Below are 23,023 nucleotides of genomic sequence, written 5' to 3'. Positions count from 1 at the left end.
TCCCTATTTTGATAAAATAGTAATTGCGCCGAGGTGCTGGAATTGGTAGACAGTCTGGTTTCAAAAACCAGTGGTGTGAAAGCACCGTGCGGGTTCGACTCCCGCCCTCGGCACTTATGATTTCTGTTAATGATTTAAGATCAGGAACTACTTTTAAACTCGATGGGGTTCCTTTCCAGGTTCTCCAGTACAAACACACTAAGCTAGGCCGGGGGAACGCCAATATTAAAGTTAAAGCCCGGAATTTAAGGACAGGGGCGATTACGGAAAAGACCTTTATTTCCGGGGCTAAGGTTGAGCCAATTGAAACCTTGGTTAAAACTCTTGAGTTTCTTTATCAGGATGGCAACAATCTTTATTTCATGGATCCTCAGAACTTTGAACAATTTTCTCTCGACAAATCAGTTCTAGGAGAGAGAGTGAAGTATTTGGCTGAAGAGGGTAAGGTTAAAACCATTTTTTATGAAGACAAGCCTTTGTCAGTTGAATTGCCCAATTCCATTGTTTTAGAAGTGATTAGTGCCCCTCCTGGAGTTAAGGGTGATACCACCACCGCTTCGACCAAGCCAGTGACTTTAGTCAATAGTTTAATTATTCAAGTTCCTTTATTTATTAAAAAGGGAGATAAGATTAAGGTTGATACCCGGTCAGGTACTTATATTAAAAGGGTTAAGTGAAGTAAACGATTAAGAGAATAATCGCGATTAGGAATAATTGAGGAATTAAGCCGTAAGGAAATTTTAGTCTTCGGTGGAACGAATTATGGAATTCTTCTAGTTGCTTAATCGGGAAAGGACGATAATCTAGGAATAAGGCTGGGGCTTCAATTAAGTCAGGCGAAAATCCTAAGATGACGCCTGACCAGAGTTTAATTGAAAACTTTTCTCCTAGTTGGAAAATAAGGAAGACAGCCATAGCGGCTACGGCTAAGTCAATCAGGGTATCAATGATGGCTTTCTTTTTGGTTTTGGTTCCGTGAGTTAAACCACTGCCGGTATCCCAATGAGGAATGACATCCATAATATAATGAGCGATAATCACGAGAGGAAAACTGATGAAGGGAGAAGGAATTCGACTGACGATTAGAGCCGATGCCAGTGAATGGGTAGTTGATAACATTTGACGTCAATTTAGTATAATATCTATAATAATCATTGTCAAAATAAAATGTTACCTTTACTTTTTTCTATCGGTCCAATCAATTTTTATACTTTTGCCTTATTTTTAGCAATTGGTTTCTTCTTGTCAAGTTTTTTGATTTGGCGAAGATTAAGAGATTTGGGGATCGATGAGGAGGAAATTATTGATTTGATTCTTTTAGCCTCTCTTTCTGGCCTTATCTTTTCTAGAATCTTTTTTGTCATTCAAAACATTTCTCTTTTAGGTTTTGAACCTGGCAATTGGCTTTTAATCAATAAATATCCAGGCTTGTCTTTTTGGGGAGGAGCGGGAGGAATCCTTTTGACTGTTTTTTGGTTTAGCCGGAAAGAGAGTTTAAATTTTTGGCAGGTTTTGGATGAGTTTGTTTACGGTTTAATGCCTTTTTTTATCTTGGTTCAGGTTGGGGCTTTTTTTGATGGTTCTGGGTTTGGCAAGCCAACCACCATGCCTTGGGGTATTTATATTGTTGGTAGTTTAGTAAAGAGGCAACCCCTGCCTTTGGTGGTGGCCGTTGCTTTTTCAGTTCTTTGGCTTTTCTTGATGAGGATTGAGAGACATTGGCGAACCTGGGAATGGTACAAAAGCAAGGCTTATGGTTTGGTAGCTCTTTTGTTTATTTTTATGATGATGTTAGTTAATTTTTTGGTTGCTTTTTGGCGTGAAGGTTTGTTATACTGGCAGTGGCTTGAGATTGGCTTGAGTTTAATTTTAACAATCTTAACCGCTGTTATAATTTATATTCGTTCTGGAAGGAGGACATTTGGCGAAACCAAAGAAAAGAAAAATTAGAGTGGCTCAACAGGTCAAACAAGTAATTACTTTTCCTGCTAAGGTTTTAGAGCCAGTCAGAAGCTTTCTTAGTCGAGAAGAAAAAAGACTTCAGAAAAGGAAAAAAGAAATAAGTGAAGCTGATCCTTTTCAAGATAACCGTCGTCTTTCTGATAACGCGGCTCCCGATGCTGATGCTGAGGAACAATCTGGTCATGAGCGAGCGAAGGCCATAAGAGATCAAGTTGATCGCAAATTAATTCAGATTAGGAAGGCCTTAAGTCGGATTAAAATTGGCAAATATGGTATTTGTGAGAAGTGTGGTAAGATGATTGACACTGATCGCTTGATGATTATGCCTGAAACAACAGTCTGTGTTGATTGCGAAAAGAAAAAAGGAAAGTAGTGACAACTTCTTTAAGCCCCAAGATTATTTTTGAAGACAAAGTTATTCTTGTGATCGATAAACCAGCCGGGATGGTCGTTAATCGAGCCGAAACAACTAAAGAAAAGACAATTCAAGATTGGGTTGGTGATTATTTAAAAATTAAGGGGAGGGGAGTCGGTGATCGGGCTGGGATTGTCCATCGTTTAGACAAAGAAACTAGTGGTTTGCTTTTAATTGCCAAAACACCAAAAGCCTTTGAAAATCTTCAAAAACAATTTAAAGAAAGAAAAGTAGAGAAGTGTTATCTTGCCTTAGTTCATGGAAAGATTGAACCAAAAGAGGGTGTAATTGAAGTCCCAATCTCTCGCAGTCCTTATAATCGTCAAAAATTTGGGGTTTTTTTGGGAGGGAGGCCAGCCAAGACAGGTTACAAAGTGAAAAAATATTATTCTGATTACAGTTTACTAGAATTGTTTCCCAAGACTGGTCGAACCCACCAGATTCGAGTCCACTTGAAACATTTAGGTCATCCGGTTGTCGCTGATGAAAAATATGCGGGGCGGAAAATTGCCAGGAAAGACCGTCAGTGGTGTCCTCGCCAATTTCTTCATGCTTCCTATTTAAATTTTATTCATCCAGATACTGGAAGGAAAATTGGGTTTAACAGTCCACTTCCAAAAGATTTAAAAAGAGTTTTGAATAGCTTGAATAATAAGTAACAAGACTTTACTCTCTTTCTTTTTCCTTTTAGACTATTATTATATTGATGGTTAATCTTTCTTTAGTTTGGACCGTTGCCATTGTTTGTGGTTTAGCCTTTTTGGGCGGTTTTTTAGCGAAGAAACTTAAGCAATCAACGATTATTGGTTACTTATTGGCTGGGATTCTCCTTGGTTCTTGGATGATTAACTATCTTCAGGCAGGCCAGATTCTTTCGGGCTTGGCGGAAATCGGTGTGGCTTTTCTGATGTTTACGATTGGTTTAGAACTTTCTTTGAAGCGGCTCTATCGGGTTCGGGATATTGTTCTCTGGGGCGGCATTCTGGAAATTTTAGGCGTCATTTTTCTAGGAGTTTTGGTTTTACCTCTTTTTGGCTTTGATTTTTACTCTTCTTTGTTTATGGCGGCTGCCTTTTCTCTTTCCTCAACAGCCGTGGTCGTCAAAATCCTTTCCGAAAGGGGTGAGCTAGACACCCTTCATGGAGAAATCATGTTAGGCTGGCTTTTGATTCAGGATTTAGCCGTTTTACCGATGGTCGTTATTTTACCGGCGATAGCCGGCGTCGGTAATGGTGGCTGGGGCGAGTTTGTTCTTTCAGTTATTAAGGCGATTGGTTTTTTAATAGTTACCATTCTTTTAGGAAAAAATGTCTTACCCTTTGTTATTGGCAAGATTGCGGATCTTAAATCAAGGGAGTTATTACTTTTGGCGGTAGTCGCCATTTGTTTGTTTCTGGCTTTAGCTAGCGCCGCTTTAGGTTTGTCCATTGCTTTGGGGGCTTTTCTGGCTGGGATTATTATTTCCGAGACAAGCGAACGCCACGCTATTTTTAGTCAAATTCGGCCTTTAAGAGATATTTTTGCCATTCTTTTCTTTGTTTCTTTGGGAATGTTTTTAACCCCTAAGTTTTTATTAGTCAATTTACTGCCAATTCTAGGCTTGTCTTTGGGAATTATCTTCTTTAAATTTTTAATTATTTTGATTCTCACTTTTTATCTTGGCTATCATGCCCGGACAGGTATTTTGGTGAGTTTTGGTTTGGTTCAGGTAGGCGAGTTTGCTTTTATTTTGGCCTCTTTGGGTTTGAATCGAGGTTTGATTGACAGTTACCTCTATTCCCTGATTTTGTCAGTGACTACCTTAACTCTTTTGTTAACCCCAGGTTTGATTTTCCTTGCCCCTAAATTTTATCTTCGCTTAAGAAAAATTAGCCAAAAACATTTTCCTAAACTTTATCAATATTTATTTACCCGCTATGATTCTTCGCGACCCCTGGCCGCCGGATTAGCTTTGGAAAATCATGTGGTTATCTGTGGCCATGGCCGGGTTGGCAGCTGGATTGCCCGAGCTTTAAGAATGCTAGGAATACCTTTTATTGTTATTGATTATGATCATCAGGTAATTAACGTCCTAAAGAAGGAAGGGATTCCTGCCCTTTATGGTGATCCGGCTGATATTGATGTTCTTGATTACGCTCAAGTAGATAAAGCCAAGGTGGTGATTCTGGCGATTCCCGATGAGATCACCCAAGAAATGGTGGTCACCAATTGTCAAAACCTTAATTCCAAAATTAAGATTATTTCTCGGATTCATCACGCTAGTGACCAGTCGCGCTTAAAGGCCCTAGGCGTGGCTTCAATTATTCAACCTGAGTTTGAAGCGGCGCTATCAATTATTCACCGATCCTTACATTTTTTCGGGATTGATAAAGAGGAAATTGCTAAAAAAATTAAAAGAATTAAAATTGAACACGGTGTCGAATGAAAAAGAAAAAAGAACCTCGCTGGGAACGTGAGCAAAAACAAAGGAAAGAGAATCAGTCAAGGAAAGTAATTATTTATATTCTGGTTTTTATCTCCTTGATTCTTTTTGTCGGTTTTGGTTGGCGAATTTTGAATCTTTTTAGGAACTCGGTCTGGGATGGGGATAATAGACTGAATTTGGTTTTAAATATTCAGCCAGTCGCTATTGCTTCTTTTGATCCGGGATCCCAAACAATGAGCTTCCTGACAATTCCTGATGGTACCTATATTGAAGCGGCCGGGGAGTATGGTCCCTATCGAATCGAAAAAATTTATCCTTTAGGTGAACTTGAAGGTAAAGGAATAGAATTATTGGCTGACAGTATCGAACTTTATTTTGGCATGCCAATAGATGGTTGGTTAGATGTTAGGGAGAACTGGCAGATGTCAGCCGGGATTAAGAGTTTTTTCTCTCGTTTGATTGGTTTGACTTTGAAGGACAAGTCTTTGACTAACCTCAGTCGTTGGGATTTATTTCGACTCTGGTTAATGGTTGCCCGAACCAGGAGTCACAAAATTGAAATGATTGATTTAGGTGAAACGACAGTCGCCGAGGATTTTATCTTACCAGATGGTCAAGAGGCACAGAGAATCGATAATCAACGGATTAGTCGGGTGGTCAATAATCTTTTTACTGATTATCGTTTACGTGAAGAAGGTTTAGCAATTGCGATGATGAACGCCAGTGGCGAAACCGGTTTGGCCACTAAAAGAGCCAGGTTAATTACCAATATTGGCGGCCGACTTATCGAAGTAGGTGATTGGCCAGAAAAGGTAGAGGGTTGTCAGATTAAAACCACCTCGGCAGTCAAAAAGTCTTATACCAGTCAAAAATTAGCCAAGATTTTTGACTGTCAAATTCAATCTAACTTAGGTGAAGATTCACGTTGGGATATTCTTATTATTTTAGGTCAGAACGAGGAAAGTTAAGGTTCTTCTTCTTCACCCGTAGGTGTAGTTTCGGGACCATCCTGATAAATAGTTTTAAGGGGAAGGTAAGAGAGATAATTACTGCCAGAGGGCGAGAAAGAGGGTAAATTATGAAAACGGCTACTTCTAAAAACTTCTCGGACAAAGATTTCTAAATGATAACGGTCAACTGCTTTAACTGAAACTTGATAACGATTACCACCTTTGATGAGTTTGATTAAGCGAATAGAGAGGTCATCGGGGACCGTTCCTAGATAAACATTTTCTTCATTAGTCACACTGATGGCTCGTTTTTTGGGGACTAATTTCACATTTTGGCCATTACTTAGATCAGAAAGAACTTGACTTGAGGCTAAACGGATTAATTTGATTGTCTTTGTTTTGCCTGGCTCTTCGATAAAGAGATTACCGCTTAAATAGGTTTTTTTCTGTTGTGATTTTTTGTTTTTTTTACCTAAACGCTGAAGGTTTTTGCTAGCAATTGGATTGTATGGGTCATGAGTGAGAACTTGACGATAGGTTTTTTGGGCTTGGTTAATTTTGCCTAATTCCCAATAAGCTCTTGCTAAACGGTTTAGGGCGGGGATGTTTTTATGATTATCATTAATCAATTCTTGATTAAGTTTAATTGCTTTTTGCCAATTGCCATTATTGGCTGCTTGAATCGCTTGTTTTTCCAGATTATTGTTTATCATTGGTTTCGACAATATAATAAATCACGATTAAGTGTCAAGTCCGTGTTTTTTTAACCTAAATTTGCTAAAATTAGACTTAATGTCAGGTCACTCTAAATGGTCGACCATTAAACATCAGAAAGAAGCCACCGATATTAAAAGAGGTAAGGTTTTTTCTAAATTGGCTAAGGCGATTACGCTGGCGGCAGGTGAAGGAACTGACCCAGAAAAGAATTTTAAATTAAGGCTGGAAGTGGAAAGAGCCAAACAGGCAAATATGCCTAAAGAAAATATTGAAAGAGCGATTGCCAAGGTGACAGGAAGAGGAGAGGGTAAACTTGAAGAGGTGGTTTATGAAGGTTATGGTCCAGAGGGAGTGGCGATTATTGTTGAAGCAGCGACTGATAATCGCAACCGGACAACAGCTGATGTTAAGAACATTTTTGAGAGGGGAGGGGGGAGCTTGAGTGGTTCGGGAGCAGTTGATTATCAGTTTAAATCAATGGGTTTGATCACGGTCGAGAAGTCGAGTAAGACTGATGAACAAATTTTAAAAATTATTGATTTGGGAGTCGAGGATGTTGAAGAAGTGAGCGATGCTTTGGAGATTTATGTCAAGCAAGGTAAATTAGCTGAAATTAGAGAACAGTTAAGTCAGGCCAATTTTAAGGTTTTGAATGCTGAGTTAGTTAAACAGCCTAAAAATGAAATTAAGATTATTAATCCAGCTAAAGCCAATAAAGTGCTTAAATTAATGAACAGCCTTCACGAACATGATGATATTCAACGAGTTTTTGCTAATTTTAATATTCCCGAAGAGGTTTTAAAACAAATTGATGAAGTTTGAAAAAATTACTATTTCGAAAATACAGAATTTTAAAAGACCAAATTTTATAATTCTTATTTCTAAAAGACAAAGATTCATTATTAGCGCTTTTTTGCTTTCAATTGGTTTACTGGCCATTCAGTTTGCCAATATTTCTTGGCGCTATCAAGCTATTTTTGGTTTAACGGTCTTGACTTATATTTTATCGGCTTGGTCATTAAGAGAAGGGCTTAATGGAATTGAGTGGTTAACGGTTTTGATTTTACCTACTTTATTTACTGGTGGTGTCGGGCTTTTTTATTTCTTGTTACCTTCTTCTTGGTTGACTCGTTTGCCAGTCGCTTTTCTTTACGGTTTAGGCCTTTACGTTTTGTTGTTGACCGAAAATATTTTTGCTGTCGCCGCTATCCGTAACATCCAATTACTTCGAGCCGCTCACGCCGTAGGTTTTTTATTAACCCTTTTAACCGGTTTCTTTCTTTATAATACGATTCTTTCTTTTCGTTTTTCTTTTTGGCTTAACTTTGTTTTAGTTTTTATTGCCAGTTTACCTCTGATTATTCAAGGACTTTGGTCAATTAATCTTGAGGAAAAAATTAGCCAGCAAATTTGGTTTTATTCGGTGGCACTATCTTTGATTATTGCTGAAGGTGCCTTGGCCCTATCTTTTTGGCCGGTAACGGTCTCTGCCAGTTCTTTGGCCTTGATTACGATTATGTATGTCGTTTTGGGTTTGACCCAGCATCATCTTAGCCAACATTTGTTTAAAAAAACGATTAATGAATATCTTCTTGTTGGGATTGTTGTTTTGGCTGTTATAATATTAACCACTCAATGGGGAGGTTAGAATGAGCGAACGGCAGGAAAAAGGAGAAGATTTAGTTAAAAGAATTAATGTTCCAGGCAGAGCAGCGATTTACGAAGATTTTAGTTTTAGCGCCTCTAAAAGGTTGGCTGAGGAAGGTGGAGAACAGTTACCCTGGACAACAATGGTAAATGTAGAACACACTTCTTGGTTTGGTAAAACCGGAGGAGAATGGGTGCCAACAGTTCCAGGAAGAAAAAAACCAAGAGTTTTTTATGGAGAAGACGGGAGGATTATCAAGGGTCCAAAAACCCAAAAACGTTCCCCTTCTAAAGTTAAGAATGGAGGTGAAAAAGCAGTGCCTGAAGAAAGAATAGCTTCTGGATTTAGAAGACCTACAAAAGAAGAATTAAATGATTTAAATCAAGATCCTGTGATTAAGAAAGCAAGAGATTTGGGTGGGGTAGTGGCTGGTATTAAAGATATGGGTAATCAAGAAGAATCGATTACTTTAGGAGAATCTCCTAAGAAAAAATAAATTAAGAATTTAAAAAAATTCCAAAATTTTTTTGACAGACACAGAAAAAGGGGAGTAGGGTGACTAAAAGAGCTGAACAAAGAGAGAAATATCCCATAATAAACAGTTAGTTTTTCACGAATAAAGACCTATAATTTTCACAAAACAGCAAGAAAAATCTTTGACTGCTAATGCTGAAGAATTAGGCAGGACCTCCTCTCTAGGAATGATCGTTAATGAAAGGCCTCGGAGTAGGCCTACCTCTCTCTTAAGAGTCTCTCTAAAAGAAAGGCTATTTTAGCCTTGAAAAGTATAAAAAAGAGCGATATTTCCATAAAAATTGATAGTAATCCTGATATGTTTTGATATAGTTGACTGTTAGGGTTGTGGATAACTAGGAAAGGGTTAAAACAGGACCCGTGATAGGAAGAAGATAAGTAATCATGGCTCTAGGGTGTTTAGATAACAAGGTTCCTCTCTTATACTCCCCAGAGAAGACATAGGCTTTAGAAGAGAATTGAGGAAGTTAGGCAATGCGTAATGTCGTACAATAATACTTTTGCGACGTTATAGCCGCTAGCTTTTGGAGGAGGGTTTAAAAGGTGTTTTTTAAAACCCTTCTCGTTATCTTTATTTCTGTTTCTTTTCGATGGCCACTATTTCTCTTTTATATTTCTCTGTTTTTTTGGTCAAATCTCTAAAAATAGCTTTCCCAACAAAACCCGAACTTATGGAAATAAGGGCTCTCCCCTACTATAGGATGTCTGTCTATTTTTATTATTAAAATTCTTAAAAAAATTCTGAAAAATTAATCATTTTGATCAACCAATTATTTTTAATGATTAAGTTGATTAGCCCCTTTTAAAAAAGGCCTCAGAGAGCCTCTAAAGAGCTTATTAGGTTTGACAAAGAGCTTTTTTTCTGTTTAAATGGTTTTTCTCCTGTCCAATTTTTATGGCTTATTCAGAAATTTTTCCTGGAAAAGAAAAAAGATTACCAACTGCTTTGGCTGTTGGTTTTGATTTAGATGATTTTATTTTTGACTTGGCCGAACCTTCGTTAGAAGTTCTTAATCAAAGATACGGCACTAATTTTCAAAAAGCTGATATTAGGGATTTTTGGTATATCCGGGCTTTTCTTGAAGAAATCGGTCTTCCAGAGGAAGAAATTGTTGCTTTCCATGAAGAACTTTATTTTTCACCTGACAGACATCGGGTTTACGAAAAATCGCCAGTTATTCCAGGAGCAGTTGAAATGCTTAACGGCGTTTATCGTTTTCATCGTCCCTTTATAGTCACTTCGCGTCCTCCAGGCCTTGAAGAGACAACGGCAAGACAATTAGAAACAGCTGGTATTAACTGGGTTAAAGGTGATTGGGCTAATGGTGGTCATCTTTTGATTCGTGACGAATATTATTGGCAAACAATGACGGGTGAAGAGTTTAAATTAAGAGCGGCTAGTGGAAGCTTTACTAACGGTAAGTATAAAGATTTTCCTGGACTTAACGCTCATTTTGATGATATGGGTTTGCTTCTTGATCATCCTTTAGCCGCTGATATTAAAAATAAAATTTTTATTCTTTTTTACAAGTATAATCAAGGAGTTCCTCAAGAAAATCTGGTTTACAACTTATGGAATTGTTATAAAGTGGTTCGTTGTTTGGCTCGGGGTGAAAGTTTAGATCAGTTAATGTCGCACATAAATCAGTCAATGTCGCACAATATTGACAGGTCTTCTCGTTTAGTGTAATTTATTATTAATGACTGATGAATCAAAAGAAAAAACTTCTCGGACAGAGCTTGATCGGTTGATTGAAGACTTTTTAGAACACTTAGAGATTGAACGCCAGTCCTCTCCCCTAACGATTCGCAATTATCGTCATTATCTAGGACGTTTTTCTAATTGGTTTAAGCGGAATAATTTCAAGGCTAAACCAAGTTCCATTGACCTTGAAAAAATTAAAAAATATAGGGTATATTTGGCCCGATTTAGCGCGCCCAATGGTCAACTCCTCTCACGTAGCACTCAAGCCTATCATGTGATAGCTTTGCGATCTTTTTTAAGATGGCTGGTTAAGAATGACTACCAAACCCTAGCGCCAGAGAAAGTTGATCTGCCTAAGATCGAGTCGAGGTCATTAAAGTTTCTTTCTACCGAGCAAGTTGAACGTTTTTTAGCCCAGCCTTTGCCTTCAAAGAAGACTGGCTTACGGGACAAGGCCATTTTAGAGACCTTGTTCTCAACCGGGCTGCGAGTCAGTGAATTAGTCAAGTTAAGTCGGGACCAGATTGACTTAAAACGCAGAGAATTTGGAGTAATTGGCAAAGGTGGTCGGGCCCGGGTGGTTTTTTTGTCGGAAAGAGCGGTTAAATGGTTAAAAAAGTACCTTGATAATCGGGAAGATAGTTGGAAGCCTCTTTTTATTAGACTTGGAGGCAGTCAGAAAGTTGAGGAGAGTGGTGAGAAGATGAGATTAACGGCGCGTTCAGTTCAAAGAATCGTTGATAAATATTCTCGAAAGGCAAAATTACCGGTGAAAGTCACTCCTCATGTCATTCGCCATTCGTTTGCCACTGATTTATTAATTGCTGGAGCGGATATTAGGGCGGTTCAGGAAATGTTGGGTCATAAAAACATCCAGACGACTCAAATCTATACTCATGTTACCAATCGTCAACTACGGAATGTTCATGAAATGTTTCATGGTAAGGGGAGATAGTTATTTCGTCAAGACTAATAACCTTTCTTCTAAGGGCTTCGATTACGACTCTCGTTCTGTCTCTTCCTCTTGCTTCTACACCCTGAATTCCTAATCTCTCACAAATACCACAAGGAGATTCTTCACTATATAGATGTGATTTGACTGTATAAAGGCTAATTCCTAACTTATCAGCGATTTCTTTATTAGTTAGTCCTTGAGCAACTAGTTTTAAAACTTCTAATTGACGCTCTGTCAGAAGAGGTTCTTCTATTTTCATTGAAGAAATGATTTCTATTAATTCTTCTGGTGATTTAAGTCTTTCTACTTTTGGATCAAAAAAACTGACTGAGCGGTTTTCGCCAGGACCGACCACGAAAATTCTTTTAACTTTTCTTGAGTTAATGGCCATGCCTAATTCTGAAAAACGGGTTGTGCCTCCAATTTCACCAGGAAAAAGAACAAAGACATCGCAATTAGCCGCAGCTTGATGATCTTCTTTAGCATATTTGGTTGCTAGCTCTTTATTTTCTTCATAAGGCTGGATTGGTAAATGATCCGTCCAATCATAGATTATTCGGTGACCTATGCCTTCAATTTCCGCCATAATTTCTCTTATCTGCTCTCTTTGTTCAAAATCGCCAGCAATGTAAAATTCTAGGTGGGGAGAAGTTGGTTCTAATTCTTTGCCAATCCCCGACCCTTCTGATTTAGATTCTTTTGTCATGAAAAACTGCCTTTTGGGCAGTTTTTTTATTGTTTCTTAAATTTTTTAATTAAAGAGTCTCGTAGCTCAAGGTGACAGTGATTGAGATTTCTGATTCACCTGGTTGAATTTGGGTAGGCACTGTCGCTTCTTCTGTTCCGCCAAGACCAATACTTTCGCTTTTATAAAGGGGAAGAATAGGCGAGGTTGTGTTCTCACTGATGTTTACGATTCGACCCAGTTTCAATCCTCCAGCTCTGGCAATCTCAATGGCTTTTTTCTTAGCTTTTTCAATGGCTTCTTTTCTGGCTTCCATTTTTAATTCTTCTAATCTTTGGTCGTCAATGGTGAAATCTAGTTGACCGATTTGGTTGGCACCAAGACGAGTGGCGGTGTCAATCACCTGGTTGATTTTGTCAAAATCCTTGACCTTGACTTCCAGGGTAATGTCAATGATGTAGCCAATAATCCTTTGACCAGACTGATAATCATAGTTGGGATAGAGATTATAGTTGATGGTTTTGATTAGTTCTTCTTTAACCCCAATCTTTTTTAATTCATTAGTAATGCTGTTTATTTTCTCATTGGCTTCTTTTTGGGCTTCCTGGACAGTGGTTTTTTGAATTTCAATACCTAAATTGACGGTGGCGGTATCCGGAATGGCGGTTGTTTTACCTTCATCCGAAACATCAAAAGTGGCCGTTTTCTCAACCGTGGTTTGGGTGACTGAAACTGGGATTGGGCCAACAAAACGAAAAAAAAGAAAGGCAATTAAGAAAATGGCTAAAACCGAACCAACAATCGTGGCGTAAGGAGTTTTAAGAAATTCATTCCAGTTGAATTTTTTTTTCAAATCCATTTTTGTTTTTCTTAATATACTATTTTATATTATCAATTATTATATTATTAATTATTTTTTCAAACAAGTCATCGCTGCTACCGAGTCACCGGGTTTGGAAAAACGCATCAGAATCACTCCTTGGGTACTCCGGCCCAATTGAGGAATATTTTTTAAGGGTAATTTGATGACCTGACCCCTTTTACTGGAGAGTATCACTTGTTTGTCTTTTTGAGTGACTAATTGATAACTGACAATTTTACCTGTTTTTTCCGTCACATTGGCAGCCTTGACACCAACCCCACCTCGTTTTTGAATAGGATGATAGCGAATATTGGTGCGCTTGCCTAATCCCTTTTCCATAACTACCAAAACATCTCGAAAATGTTTTAAACGCCGGTCTTTAGGTTTTTTGGCTTTGGCGGGAAAGACTTCCATAGCGACTACTTGGTCATCCTCTTTAAGCAAGATTCCCCTAACACCAATCGTGTCTCTACCCATAGGGCGAGCATCGGCTTCATTGAAACGAATTGATTTGCCTTTACGGGTAACTAATAGAACTTGATCTTTGCCGGTGGTTGGTTTGACCCAGCAAAGCTCATCGCCTCGATTAAGTTTAATGGCAATTAAACCAGAGGAACGGATCTTCTTGAAATTTCTTAGAGAAGTCTTTTTCACCGTTCCTTTTTTAGTCGCCATAATCAGATAACGATATTTGTTTTTGGTTGAGCCGCTAGGCAGGTTGAGGACGGACTGGACATCTTCGCCTTGTTCAATGTTAATCAGGTTGATAACGGCTTGGCCTTTGGCAGTTCTTAAACCTTCAGGAATTTCCCAAGCCCTAATAGCATAGACTCTGCCTTTATTAGTGAAAAACAAAACTTGGTCATGGGTTTCACCGGTCATGAAGTAGCTGATTTCATCCGCTTCTTTAGTAGTCATGCCGGTAACGCCTTTACCGCCGCGTCTCTGGGAACGGTAAGTGATTACTGGTAAGCGTTTAATGTAGCCAGTTTTGGTAACGGTGATCAGACATTTTTCTTTAGCAATCAGATCCTCTTCAGAAAAACTTTCTACCTCTTGACGATAGATTTTTGTTCTTCTGGGATCACCATATTTTTGTTTGACTTCATTCAATTCTTTTTTAATAATGGTAATAATTTTTTCAGGATGAGTCAGGACGTCAGTGAGATAAATAATTAATTTACCGATTTCCTTATATTCATCTTCAATCTTCTTCCTTTCCAGGGCAGCCAGGCGACGGAGTTGCATTTCCAAAATGGCGTTGGCCTGAATTTCTGTAAGCTTGAATTTCTTCATTAAGTTTGTTCTGGCGTTTTCAACGGTTCTTGATTTTTTGATGGTGGTAATGACGGCATCGAGATTATCAAGAGCGATTTTTAGACCTTCGAGAATGTGGGCTCTGTTCTTGGCAGCTTCTAATTCAAAAATACTTCTCCGGGTCGCAATTTGCTGACGGTGTTTAACAAATTCCGTCAGGATCTGTTTTAAGGTTAGGGTTTGGGGAACACCATCAACCAGGGCAACCATGTTAACAGGATAACTGGTTTGCATCGGGGTGTGTTTATAAAGAGAGTTGAGAACGACTTTTGGTTTGGCGCTCTTTTTTAACTCGATGACAATTCTCATTCCTTGGCGATCAGACTCATCTCTTAAAGTACTGACGCCCTTAATCTTTTTATCTTTTACTAATTGAGCGATTTTGACGACTAACTGGGCTTTGTTGACCTGAAAAGGGATTTGGCTAACAATAATTCGGAATTTGCCTCCCCTCGTCTCTTCAATTTCGGCTTCGGCTCTCATTAAAATTTTACCTTTGCCCGTAGAATAAGCTTGGAGGATTTGGTCCTTGTCAAAAATCAGAGCACCGGTGGGAAAATCAGGTCCTTTGATGTCTTTCATCAACTCTTCGATGGTAACTTCTGATTCAAAACTGGCTTGGAGAGCCGGAATTTTATTGTTTTCTTTAATTTCTTCAAGTACCTCTAATTGGATTTTCTTGATTTCAAATGTCTCTTTTTCTTTGGTTGTTTTTTTGCTTTCTGGAAGGATAACTTTGCCATTATCAATCAGAAATAAAAGACCATTAACTACTTCGTTAAGATTGTGAGGTGGGATTTTAGTGGCCATGCCAACGGCAATACCATCAGCTCCCATTAAAAGAAGGTTTGGAACTTTAGCGGGGAGAAAAACTGGTTCTTGAAGAGAGCCGTCAAAGTTGTCAACATAATCAACTGTATTTTTTTCAATGTCCGTCAGCATTTCGACGCTGATTTTACTCATTCTCGCCTCGGTATAACGCATTGCTGCCGGTGGATCACCATCAACTGAACCGAAATTACCTTGGCCGTCAATTAAGGGATAACGCATCGAGAAATCTTGGGCAAGACGGACCAAAGAATCATAGATAGCCATATCACCATGGGGATGATATTTCCCCATGGTTTCACCGACAATCTTAGCGGACTTAGTGTGTTTGGCGGTATGGCTTAATCCCATGCCGCTCATAGCAAAGAGAATTCGACGATGAACCGGTTTCAGACCATCACGGATATCAGGCAGAGCTCGGGAAACAATAACGCTCATGGCATAGTCCAAATAGGACTTCTGCATTTCATCCGTTATTTCAACCGGCTTAACTTTACCTATTTTGCTTGCCATTTTTTAATTCTTAATGTTTCTTATATTGGGAATTTTTTTTGGTAATTAGCCGCGGCTTGTTTAATTAGAGCCCGAGCCGCTTTTCTTTCACCCCAACCCTCAATTTTGATTTTTTTATCTGGTTGGAGTTCGGCATAATTCTCCCAGAAGTTCTCAATTTCTTTTTTTGAGTGAGATGGGAGATTTTTTAGCTCTTTGATTTGCGAGAAACGAGGGTCGTCGACCGGAACGGCGATGATTTTATCATCTTGTTCACCGGTATCTTCGATTCGAATGACGCCAATCGGGCGGCATTTAATCACACAACCAGGAAAGGTGGAAAAGCTTGACAAAATCATGATGTCAAGGGGATCCTTGTCTTTGTCATTCCAGGTTTGAGGAATGATGCCGTATTCAGCCGGATAATAGACGGCTTCATAAAGAACCCGGTCAAGGTGAAAATAACCGTGGTGATGGTTATATTCATATTTATTAGTCCCGCCTTTAGGGATTTCCACCAGGCAGTTTATTTCGTTTGGCAGATTGTCGCCAATTGAGACGAGATGAAAAAGATTGTGTTTTTGATTAGTCATTTTTCTCCTTAAATATGATTTGAATAATTATAAATATTAAATATCTAGATTAGCCATTTTTGCTCTTGTTTGAATAAATCTTTTTCTGGGTGGGACGTCTGATCCCATTAAAGTCGTAAAGACTTGATCGGTTCGTTGAGTATCTTCAATCATTACTTTCTTTAAAATTCTTTTGTCTGGATTCATGGTTGTTTCCCAAAGTTGCTTAGGGTTCATTTCTCCCAAACCTTTAAACCTTTGGACGCTAATTTTTTGTTTGCCTTGACCGTGTTCAGCAATCACTTCATCCTTTCCCTCTTCATTATAAACATAGAAAGACTCTTTGCCAATCTGGACGCGATACAAAGGCGGCATGGCAATGTAAAGATAACCTTTTTCAATGATTGAAGGCAGGTGGCGGAAAAAGAAAGTCAGAAGAAGGGTAGCAATGTGTTGGCCGTCAACATCAGCATCACACATAATAATGATTCTTTGGTAACGAATCTTTTTAATGTCAATCGTTTCGCCTATTCCCATGCCGAGGGCAATAATTAAATCTTTAAGCTCTTCAAATTTAATAATTTTGTCTAAATGAGCTCTTTCGGTATTAAGGATTTTTCCCCCTAAAGGTAGAATCGCCTGAAAGCGTCGGTCTCTCCCCTGCTTGGCCGAACCACCAGCTGAAGGACCCTCAACAATGTAGAGTTCAGAATGACTGGGATCTCTTTCTTGACAATCAGCTAGTTTACCGGGTAAACCTAAGCCGGTTAACTCGCCTTTTTTGATCACCGCTTCTTTAGCGGCTCTGGCCGCTAATCTGGCTCGGGCCGCCAGGGCGATCTTTTCAATGATCCTCCGACCATCAGCCGGATGTTCTTCGAAAAAAGTATCCAGGCCTCCTTTGATAAAGGTGGCGACTAAACCCTGGGCTTCAGGGTTATTGAGTTTGGCTTTAGTTTGGGATTCAAATTGAATTTTGTTGATCGAAATTTTGACAGCAACAACGGCGGTTAAGCCTTCAAGGGTGTCATTACCGATAAAGCCGTTGTTTTCTTTGATAGCTCCAATTTTCTTGGCGTAATCGTTAATGGCTCTAGTTAAAGCCATTTTGAAACCGGTCAGGTGAGTGCCGCCATCTCGAGTGTTGATGACATTAACAAAAGACTGGATGTTTTCAGAATAACCATCGTTGTACTGAATCGCCGCTTCCATAGCCATACCATCATCTTCGCCTTTAATAAAAATGACGTTATGAATTGTTTTTTTACTATGATTAAGGTGTTTAACCAGGGAGCTAATTCCACCTTCAAAGTAAAAATCTTTCTTGATATTTTGTCGTTCATCTTCTAAATGGAATTTAATTCCAGGAATCAGATAAGCTCTTTCTCTAATAGTCTGCTCAATTAACTGATAATCAAATTCAATGTCTTTAAAAACTTTTTTATCAGGGATAAAGGTGGTGATTGTTCCTGTATCTTTGGCTTTACCTATTTTCTCTAGTCGGGTAGTCGGTTTGCCTCGTTTATATTCTTGAGCATAGGCGTGGCCGTCACGGTGAACCTCAACTTTAAGCCATTGAGAAAGAGCGTTAACCACGGAGACACCGACACCATGGAGACCACCCGAGGCTTTATAAACCCCTTCGTCAAATTTGGCCCCAGCATGGAGTTTGGTCATGGCTACTTCCAAACCGGAAAGACCTGATTTGTGTTTATCAACCGGAATCCCCCGGCCGTCATCTCGGATTTGAGCACTACCGTCTTTCTTTAAAACAACTTTAATGTTCTTGGCAAAACCAACTAGAGATTCATCAATCGAGTTGTCGACGACTTCGGTGATCAGATGATGAAAGCCTTTTTTGTCAGTCGAGCCAATATACATCCCTGGGCGCTTTCTGACTGGTTCTAAACCCTCAAGGACTTTGATTTGGGCCGAAGTATAGGTGGAAAGAATATTATTGTTTTTGGCTTTAGTTTTTGACTTTAGCATTTGTCTGATAGACATAAAATTGGCAGGGAGAAAAGGAAGTTTGTAACCCCTACCTTAATAACTCTATTTTATCAGTTTTCAGAGGTTGATGCAAACCTAATTTGGACAAAATTAAGCCTTAGTTTAAACGGGGATAAGAGAGAAAAAGACTCTCAATTGCCAGGTGAAAATTAACATTGGCGACCAGCATTTTTCTGACTTGCTCTGTGTTTTTTAAGGCCTTTTCAATTTGTTTTAAGTTTAGCTGGTTTAAAGATTTGGTTTGTTTTTGATTTAAACCTGCCTTATCTCTTAAAATCTGGCGCCAAAGGAAAAGAAAATTTTCTGTTAATTGGAGAGCTTGATCTTTATTCTTGACTAAAGTCAAACTTAGCTTAAGCCTCTCCCCTATTTCAAGGTTTAAGATTTGCTTTAAAGTTTCCGTCAATTGGTTAATTTCTTCTGGAGAAAGACTAATTTGACTTTTAGTGGGAAGACGAGTGATTTTCACTCGCGAAATAATGGTTGGCAAAAGATTAGCTGGCTGACTAGCCAGAAGAATAACCAAAGAATTTTCTGGTGGTTCTTCAAGAGTTTTTAAAAGGGAATTTTGGGCTGGTAAGGTTAATTTCTCGGCTTCGGTAATCAAACCAGCTTTAATTTCGGCTTGATAAGGCCGGCGGCTAAGAAATCTTTTTAATTTTCTTATTTCGTCGATACCAATCGAATCGACTGGTCTAATCACCAACAGGTCAAAAGGGGGTTTATCTAAATCAATTGGCTGGTTGAAATGGGGCTGAAGCAATTGCTGAACCTTTTTGATTCTTTCTTCCAAAAGCCCGCCCGCGATTAATTGAGAAACAAACATGCTTGTTAGTTTGACATTTTAGCAGAAAACAAGATAACATAGAAGCATGGCTGAACCTGCCCAACAGCAACAGAGTGTCCAAACTGATCCTCAAGAAGAAGATGGTTCTGGTTTTTTAGATGTTTTGCTTAGCCAAAAGATTCTTTCTTCAGAACAAGTAGAGAAAATAAAAATCGAACAGGCTAATACCGGCAAAGCGATTAAAGAGCTGCTTTTAGAAACTAATTATGCTTCCTTAGAACAAGTTGCCAAAGCTGAAGCTCAAGTTCGCAATATTCCCTTTGTTAATTTAGATGAAACGGCCGCTTCGCCAGAAGCCTTAGGTAGGCTCCCCCGGGCCGTCGCCGAGCGTTATTCGGTTTTGCCTTTTGCTTACGATACTGTTAATAATCAGCTTTCCTTGGCCATGGCTGACCCCATGGATCTTCAGGCCATTGAATTTGTGGCCCGGAAATCAAAAGCCAAAGTTAAGCCCTATATGTCAACGTCTGAAGAAATTAACAAGGCGATTGCCATTAATTACAAGGAGAGTTTGTCAACTGAAGTCAAAGCAGCTCTTAAGGAAACAGGTGCGCCGGTTAAAAGCGTCCCAGTTGATTTGACTAAATTAGGCGAAATTATTCGAGAAGCGCCAATTGCCAAGATTGTTTCTACTCTTTTGGAATTCGCGGTCAAAGGCAGAGCTTCTGATATTCACATTGAGCCAGAAGAAGAAAAAACCAGAATTAGATATCGAATTGACGGTATTATGCACGAAAAACTAGTTTTACCAAAAAACGTTCATGAGGGTTTAATTTCTCGAATTAAAATCCTTTGTGGCATGAAGATTGATGAGAAGCGTTTACCCCAGGACGGTCGTTTTTCTTTTAAAGCCAATGGTCAGGAAGTTGATCTTCGAGTTTCCTGTTTACCGACGGTTCATGGGGAAAAGATTGTCATGCGGTTGTTAAAAAAGAGCGGTGGAGCTCTTAGTTTAACCGAATTAGGTTTAAGGGGAATGGCTTTAAAAAGTCTTCAAGAGGCCGTTCTTCGACCTCATGGAATTATTGTTGTTTGTGGTCCAACTGGTTCAGGCAAAACCACCACTCTTTATTCCGCTATATCTAAAATCAATACGTCTAAGGTTAACATCATTACTTTAGAAGATCCGGTTGAATATGAAATCCCAGGAGTTAATCAGGTTCAAGTTAATCCCGCCGCTGGTTTGACTTTTGCTAATGGCTTGCGATCTTTTGTTCGTCAAGATCCGGACATTATTATGGTCGGTGAGATTCGAGATAAAGAAACAACTGGTTTGGCTGTTCAAGCTGCCTTAACTGGTCATCTCGTCTTTTCGACTCTCCATACTAATGATTCGGCTGGTGCTATTCCTCGATTAATTGATCTGGGAGCTGAACCATTTTTATTGGCTTCAGCCATGACTTGTGTGGTAGCTCAGCGAGTGGTTAGGAAAATTTGTCCTGATTGTCAAGAAGAATATCCAGCGCCAGCCGAAGTGATAGCTGATTTTAAAACGATACTAGGCAATCTTTATCAATCTGGTGATAATCCTAAATTATATCGGGGTAAAAAATGCCCTAAGTGTAATAATACTGGTTATCTAGGTAGGGTTGGGATTTTTGAGGTGATGCCAGTAACTGAGAAAATTGGCAGACTGACGATGGAAAAGGCTTCAGCTTCGGATATTGAAAAACAGGCTATTCAAGAAGAAATGATTACCATGAAACAAGATGGCTACTTGAAAGTCTTAGAGGGAATTACTACGATAGAAGAGGTTCTCAGGGTCGCTGAGGATTAAATTATTTATGGAAATTGAAAAGCTATTAGAAATTACGTTTAATAAGGGAGCTTCGGATCTCCATCTGATTACCAAGGTGCCGCCGATGCTTAGGATTCATGGTGTTTTGTCGCCGATTACTGGCTTAGAACCGTTAAGTAAGGAAGTGGCCGAGCAGTTAATTTTCAGTTTGGTTAGCGAAGAACAAAAGGAGATTTTATTAGTTAACAAAGAACTAGACTTTTCTTTTGCTTTTGGTGACCGGGGTCGTTTTCGAGTTAATGCCTACTATCAAAAAGGTGAATTGGCCGCCGCTCTTCGTCTTATTTCGATGGAAGTTCCGACCATCGATGAACTTAACCTTCCTGATATTTGTCATGCTTTTACCAAGTTAAAGCAAGGTTTTATCCTGGTAGTTGGCCCGACGGGTCATGGTAAATCAACCACCTTAGCTTCGATTATTGAGGAGATTAATCTTAATCGGAGTGAACATATTATTACGATTGAGGATCCGATTGAATATGTTTTTAAACATCAGAAGTCGATTGTTTCTCAAAGAGAATTGAGAGATGATACTCATTCCTGGTCAATCGCCTTGCGTTCTTGTTTACGAGAAGATCCTAATGTAGTTATGATTGGCGAAATGAGAGACTTAGAGACGATGGGTATGGCTTTGACCATTGCCGAGACCGGTCATTTGGTTTTCTCAACTCTTCATACTAATTCAGCCGCCCAATCAATTGACCGAATCATTGATGTTTTTCCCGAGCATCAACAAGAACAAGTTAGGATGCAGCTTTCAGCGACCCTTGAGGCGATCGTTTCTCAAAGATTACTGCCTTCTTTAGAAGGAGGCAGAATTCCGGCGACCGAGGTGCTAGTGGCCACACCGGCTATCAGAACCGTGATTAGAGAAGGCAAAACTCATATGATTGATAATATTATTCAGACTTCAGTCGAAGTTGGGATGAAGGTGTTGGAAATGGATTTGTCAAGGCTGGTTAAAGAAGGCAAAATTAGTCTTGATGTTGCCAGGAATTACGCCTTTCGTCCAGAAGAGCTAATGAAATCGGTCAAAGGACGTTGATGAAAAAGTTTAATTACCGGGCCAAAAACAAAGAAGATAAAGAAGTTAGTGGCGTTGTTGAGGCGAGGGATGAACGACAGGCTGCCAAAATTCTTCAAGAAAAAGGCTTTCTCGTTATTTCAATTGCTCCTTTTCGCAAAAGTTTAACCGCTCAAGCGGGTCCTCTCTTTAGTCGAATAAGCATCACGGATTTAGTGAATTTTACCCGTCAGTTGTCGACAATGGCCACCGCTGGACTCCAATTAACGGTTGCTCTTGACATTCTGGAGAAACAGGCAAAGCCGTCAATGGCTAAAGTGGTAGCGGAGATTAGGCGGGAAGTAGAGAGTGGTGGTACTTTGGCTAAGGCCATGGGGAAACATCCCCAGGTTTTTGATCAGGTTTACGTGGCCCTGATTAACGCTGGTGAGGCGGTTGGCTCTTTGGACAAGGTTTTGGCGCGTTTAGCTGATAACTTAGAAAAGAAAAGAGAATTTCAGGGTAAGATTAAAAACGCGATGATCTATCCGGCGATTATTATTCTAGCTATGGGTGGTGTTGGGATGATTATGATTATCTTTGTCTTGCCAAGAATGATGACGATCTATGAAGAATTTCAGGCTGATTTGCCAATCGCCACCAAGATATTGTTAAACATCTCTACTTTTTTTACTAAATTTTGGTATTTAGCTTTGGCTCTTTTGGCTGGTTCTGTTTTTGGTTTGAGAATCCTTAATCGTTACCCTCAATTTAGAGGAATGATTGATAATCTTACCTTTCGTTTGCCGATTATCGGCAAGTTGAGACAGGAAACCATGTTAACTGAATTTACCCGGACTTTAAGCTTGTTAGTGGGAGCCGGTGTTTTAATTGTTGATGCTCTAAAGATTACGATGAAGGCTTTTTCTAGCCCTCTTTATCAGCATTCATTAGAAAAAGTAACGGAAAAAGTGGAAAAAGGAATTTCTTTGGCCAGTGCTTTGAGTCAAGAAGAAATCTTTCCCCCGATCTTATCTCAGATGGTGGCTGTGGGTGAAGAGACAGGCAAAATTGATGAGGTTTTAACAAAAGTTTCTACTTATTTCGAACAAGAGGCCGAGATGGCAATTAAGGGATTGACAGCCGCAATTGAGCCTCTTATCATGATTGTATTAGGAGTGGGTGTCGGCTTTTTGATTATTGCCGTTATCATGCCGATTTACAATCTTGCTTCTCAATTTTAAATCAGCAAGATTGTTAAGTTTAAGCATTATTAATTATCTTTTAAAAGAAAGGAG

Annotated in this window: 22 protein-coding genes and 1 tRNA gene; 15 read left to right on the top strand and 8 right to left on the bottom strand. The window is 39.2% G+C overall.

Annotated features, from left to right (window positions below; all coding sequences use genetic code 11):
* The first annotated feature begins 27 nt into the window (after window positions 1–27).
* Together VMY36_04180 and efp are read left to right on the top strand one after the other, a co-directional pair.
* A tRNA-Leu gene (locus tag VMY36_04180) sits at window positions 28–113 on the top strand.
* A 3-nt stretch (window positions 114–116) separates the two neighbouring features.
* Window positions 117–677 (top strand): elongation factor P, encoded by a 561-nt coding sequence (gene efp, locus VMY36_04175; GenBank protein HUV43067.1) that lies wholly within the window; start codon window positions 117–119, stop codon window positions 675–677.
* On the opposite strand, the gene VMY36_04170 is transcribed toward efp, so the two are convergent.
* Window positions 670–1,119, bottom strand: coding sequence for a hypothetical protein (locus tag VMY36_04170; GenBank protein HUV43066.1), 450 nt, complete (start codon window positions 1,117–1,119; stop codon window positions 670–672). The genes efp and VMY36_04170 overlap by 8 nt on opposite strands.
* A 48-nt stretch (window positions 1,120–1,167) precedes the next feature.
* On the opposite strand from VMY36_04170, the gene VMY36_04165 reads away from it, so the two are divergent.
* Genes VMY36_04165 through VMY36_04145 form a run of 5 tightly spaced genes read left to right on the top strand, consistent with a single transcriptional unit; the run spans window position 1,168 to window position 5,770 of the window.
* Window positions 1,168–1,950, top strand: a complete 783-nt coding sequence (locus tag VMY36_04165) for a prolipoprotein diacylglyceryl transferase family protein (protein HUV43065.1) — start codon at window positions 1,168–1,170, stop codon at window positions 1,948–1,950.
* Window positions 1,922–2,335: a TraR/DksA C4-type zinc finger protein gene (locus tag VMY36_04160; protein ID HUV43064.1), complete on the top strand. Its 414-nt coding sequence runs from the start codon at window positions 1,922–1,924 to the stop codon at window positions 2,333–2,335. The genes VMY36_04165 and VMY36_04160 overlap by 29 nt, the downstream gene beginning before the upstream one ends.
* Window positions 2,335–3,036 (top strand): RluA family pseudouridine synthase, encoded by a 702-nt coding sequence (locus tag VMY36_04155; protein ID HUV43063.1) that lies wholly within the window; start codon window positions 2,335–2,337, stop codon window positions 3,034–3,036. Before VMY36_04160 ends, VMY36_04155 begins: the two co-directional genes overlap by 1 nt.
* 47 nt (window positions 3,037–3,083) lie before the next feature.
* Entirely contained in the window at window positions 3,084–4,802 is a 1,719-nt protein-coding gene (locus VMY36_04150) for a cation:proton antiporter (protein HUV43062.1), read from the top strand.
* A complete protein-coding gene (locus VMY36_04145; GenBank protein HUV43061.1) occupies window positions 4,799–5,770 on the top strand; it encodes a hypothetical protein in 972 nt (323 codons plus the stop codon). The genes VMY36_04150 and VMY36_04145 overlap by 4 nt, the downstream gene beginning before the upstream one ends.
* On the opposite strand, the gene VMY36_04140 is transcribed toward VMY36_04145, so the two are convergent.
* Window positions 5,767–6,465 (bottom strand): tetratricopeptide repeat protein, encoded by a 699-nt coding sequence (locus VMY36_04140; GenBank protein ID HUV43060.1) that lies wholly within the window; start codon window positions 6,463–6,465, stop codon window positions 5,767–5,769. The genes VMY36_04145 and VMY36_04140 overlap by 4 nt on opposite strands.
* A gap of 79 nt (window positions 6,466–6,544) precedes the next feature.
* Between VMY36_04140 and VMY36_04135 the strand changes: the two genes are divergently transcribed.
* The 5 genes from VMY36_04135 to xerA all read left to right on the top strand — a co-directional run bounded on the left by VMY36_04135 (window position 6,545) and on the right by xerA (window position 11,311).
* Window positions 6,545–7,291, top strand: a complete 747-nt coding sequence (locus VMY36_04135; protein HUV43059.1) for a YebC/PmpR family DNA-binding transcriptional regulator — start codon at window positions 6,545–6,547, stop codon at window positions 7,289–7,291.
* Window positions 7,281–8,117 (top strand): hypothetical protein, encoded by an 837-nt coding sequence (locus VMY36_04130; GenBank protein HUV43058.1) that lies wholly within the window; start codon window positions 7,281–7,283, stop codon window positions 8,115–8,117. Before VMY36_04135 ends, VMY36_04130 begins: the two co-directional genes overlap by 11 nt.
* Before the next feature lies 1 nt (window position 8,118).
* Window positions 8,119–8,613, top strand: coding sequence for a hypothetical protein (locus VMY36_04125; protein HUV43057.1), 495 nt, complete (start codon window positions 8,119–8,121; stop codon window positions 8,611–8,613).
* 933 nt (window positions 8,614–9,546) lie between these two features.
* Window positions 9,547–10,341 (top strand): hypothetical protein, encoded by a 795-nt coding sequence (locus VMY36_04120; protein HUV43056.1) that lies wholly within the window; start codon window positions 9,547–9,549, stop codon window positions 10,339–10,341.
* A gap of 10 nt (window positions 10,342–10,351) precedes the next feature.
* Window positions 10,352–11,311, top strand: a complete 960-nt coding sequence (xerA, locus tag VMY36_04115) for a site-specific tyrosine recombinase/integron integrase (protein HUV43055.1) — start codon at window positions 10,352–10,354, stop codon at window positions 11,309–11,311.
* Here the strand turns inward: xerA and VMY36_04110 are convergent.
* The 6 genes from VMY36_04110 to VMY36_04085 form a co-directional block, all read right to left on the bottom strand.
* Window positions 11,256–12,017, bottom strand: a complete 762-nt coding sequence (locus VMY36_04110; GenBank protein ID HUV43054.1) for a LuxR C-terminal-related transcriptional regulator — start codon at window positions 12,015–12,017, stop codon at window positions 11,256–11,258. The genes xerA and VMY36_04110 overlap by 56 nt on opposite strands.
* Before the next feature lie 49 nt (window positions 12,018–12,066).
* Window positions 12,067–12,855 (bottom strand): SIMPL domain-containing protein, encoded by a 789-nt coding sequence (locus VMY36_04105; protein ID HUV43053.1) that lies wholly within the window; start codon window positions 12,853–12,855, stop codon window positions 12,067–12,069.
* Between the two features lie 51 nt (window positions 12,856–12,906).
* Window positions 12,907–15,516 (bottom strand): DNA gyrase subunit A, encoded by a 2,610-nt coding sequence (locus VMY36_04100; GenBank protein ID HUV43052.1) that lies wholly within the window; start codon window positions 15,514–15,516, stop codon window positions 12,907–12,909.
* 20 nt (window positions 15,517–15,536) lie between these two features.
* Window positions 15,537–16,088, bottom strand: coding sequence for an inorganic diphosphatase (locus VMY36_04095; protein ID HUV43051.1), 552 nt, complete (start codon window positions 16,086–16,088; stop codon window positions 15,537–15,539).
* Window positions 16,089–16,124: 36 nt separating this feature from the next.
* The gene (locus VMY36_04090; protein ID HUV43050.1) at window positions 16,125–18,056 is read right to left on the bottom strand and encodes a DNA gyrase subunit B; all 1,932 of its coding nucleotides are present in this window, start codon (window positions 18,054–18,056) and stop codon (window positions 16,125–16,127) included.
* 118 nt (window positions 18,057–18,174) lie between these two features.
* A complete protein-coding gene (locus tag VMY36_04085; protein ID HUV43049.1) occupies window positions 18,175–18,903 on the bottom strand; it encodes a hypothetical protein in 729 nt (242 codons plus the stop codon).
* Between the two features lie 46 nt (window positions 18,904–18,949).
* Between VMY36_04085 and VMY36_04080 the strand changes: the two genes are divergently transcribed.
* Genes VMY36_04080 through VMY36_04070 form a run of 3 tightly spaced genes read left to right on the top strand, consistent with a single transcriptional unit; the run spans window position 18,950 to window position 22,969 of the window.
* Window positions 18,950–20,701, top strand: a complete 1,752-nt coding sequence (locus VMY36_04080) for a GspE/PulE family protein (protein ID HUV43048.1) — start codon at window positions 18,950–18,952, stop codon at window positions 20,699–20,701.
* Between the two features lie 7 nt (window positions 20,702–20,708).
* Window positions 20,709–21,767: a type IV pilus twitching motility protein PilT gene (locus tag VMY36_04075; protein HUV43047.1), complete on the top strand. Its 1,059-nt coding sequence runs from the start codon at window positions 20,709–20,711 to the stop codon at window positions 21,765–21,767.
* Window positions 21,767–22,969: a type II secretion system F family protein gene (locus VMY36_04070; GenBank protein HUV43046.1), complete on the top strand. Its 1,203-nt coding sequence runs from the start codon at window positions 21,767–21,769 to the stop codon at window positions 22,967–22,969. Before VMY36_04075 ends, VMY36_04070 begins: the two co-directional genes overlap by 1 nt.
* Window positions 22,970–23,023 lie beyond the last annotated feature (54 nt).

This window comes from Patescibacteria group bacterium (assembly GCA_035529375.1).
Lineage (GTDB): Bacteria > Patescibacteriota > Microgenomatia > PFEM01 > JAHIFH01 > DATKWU01.
Note: the sequence above shows the minus strand (reverse complement) of the source record. Positions and strands in the feature narration are given on the sequence as shown.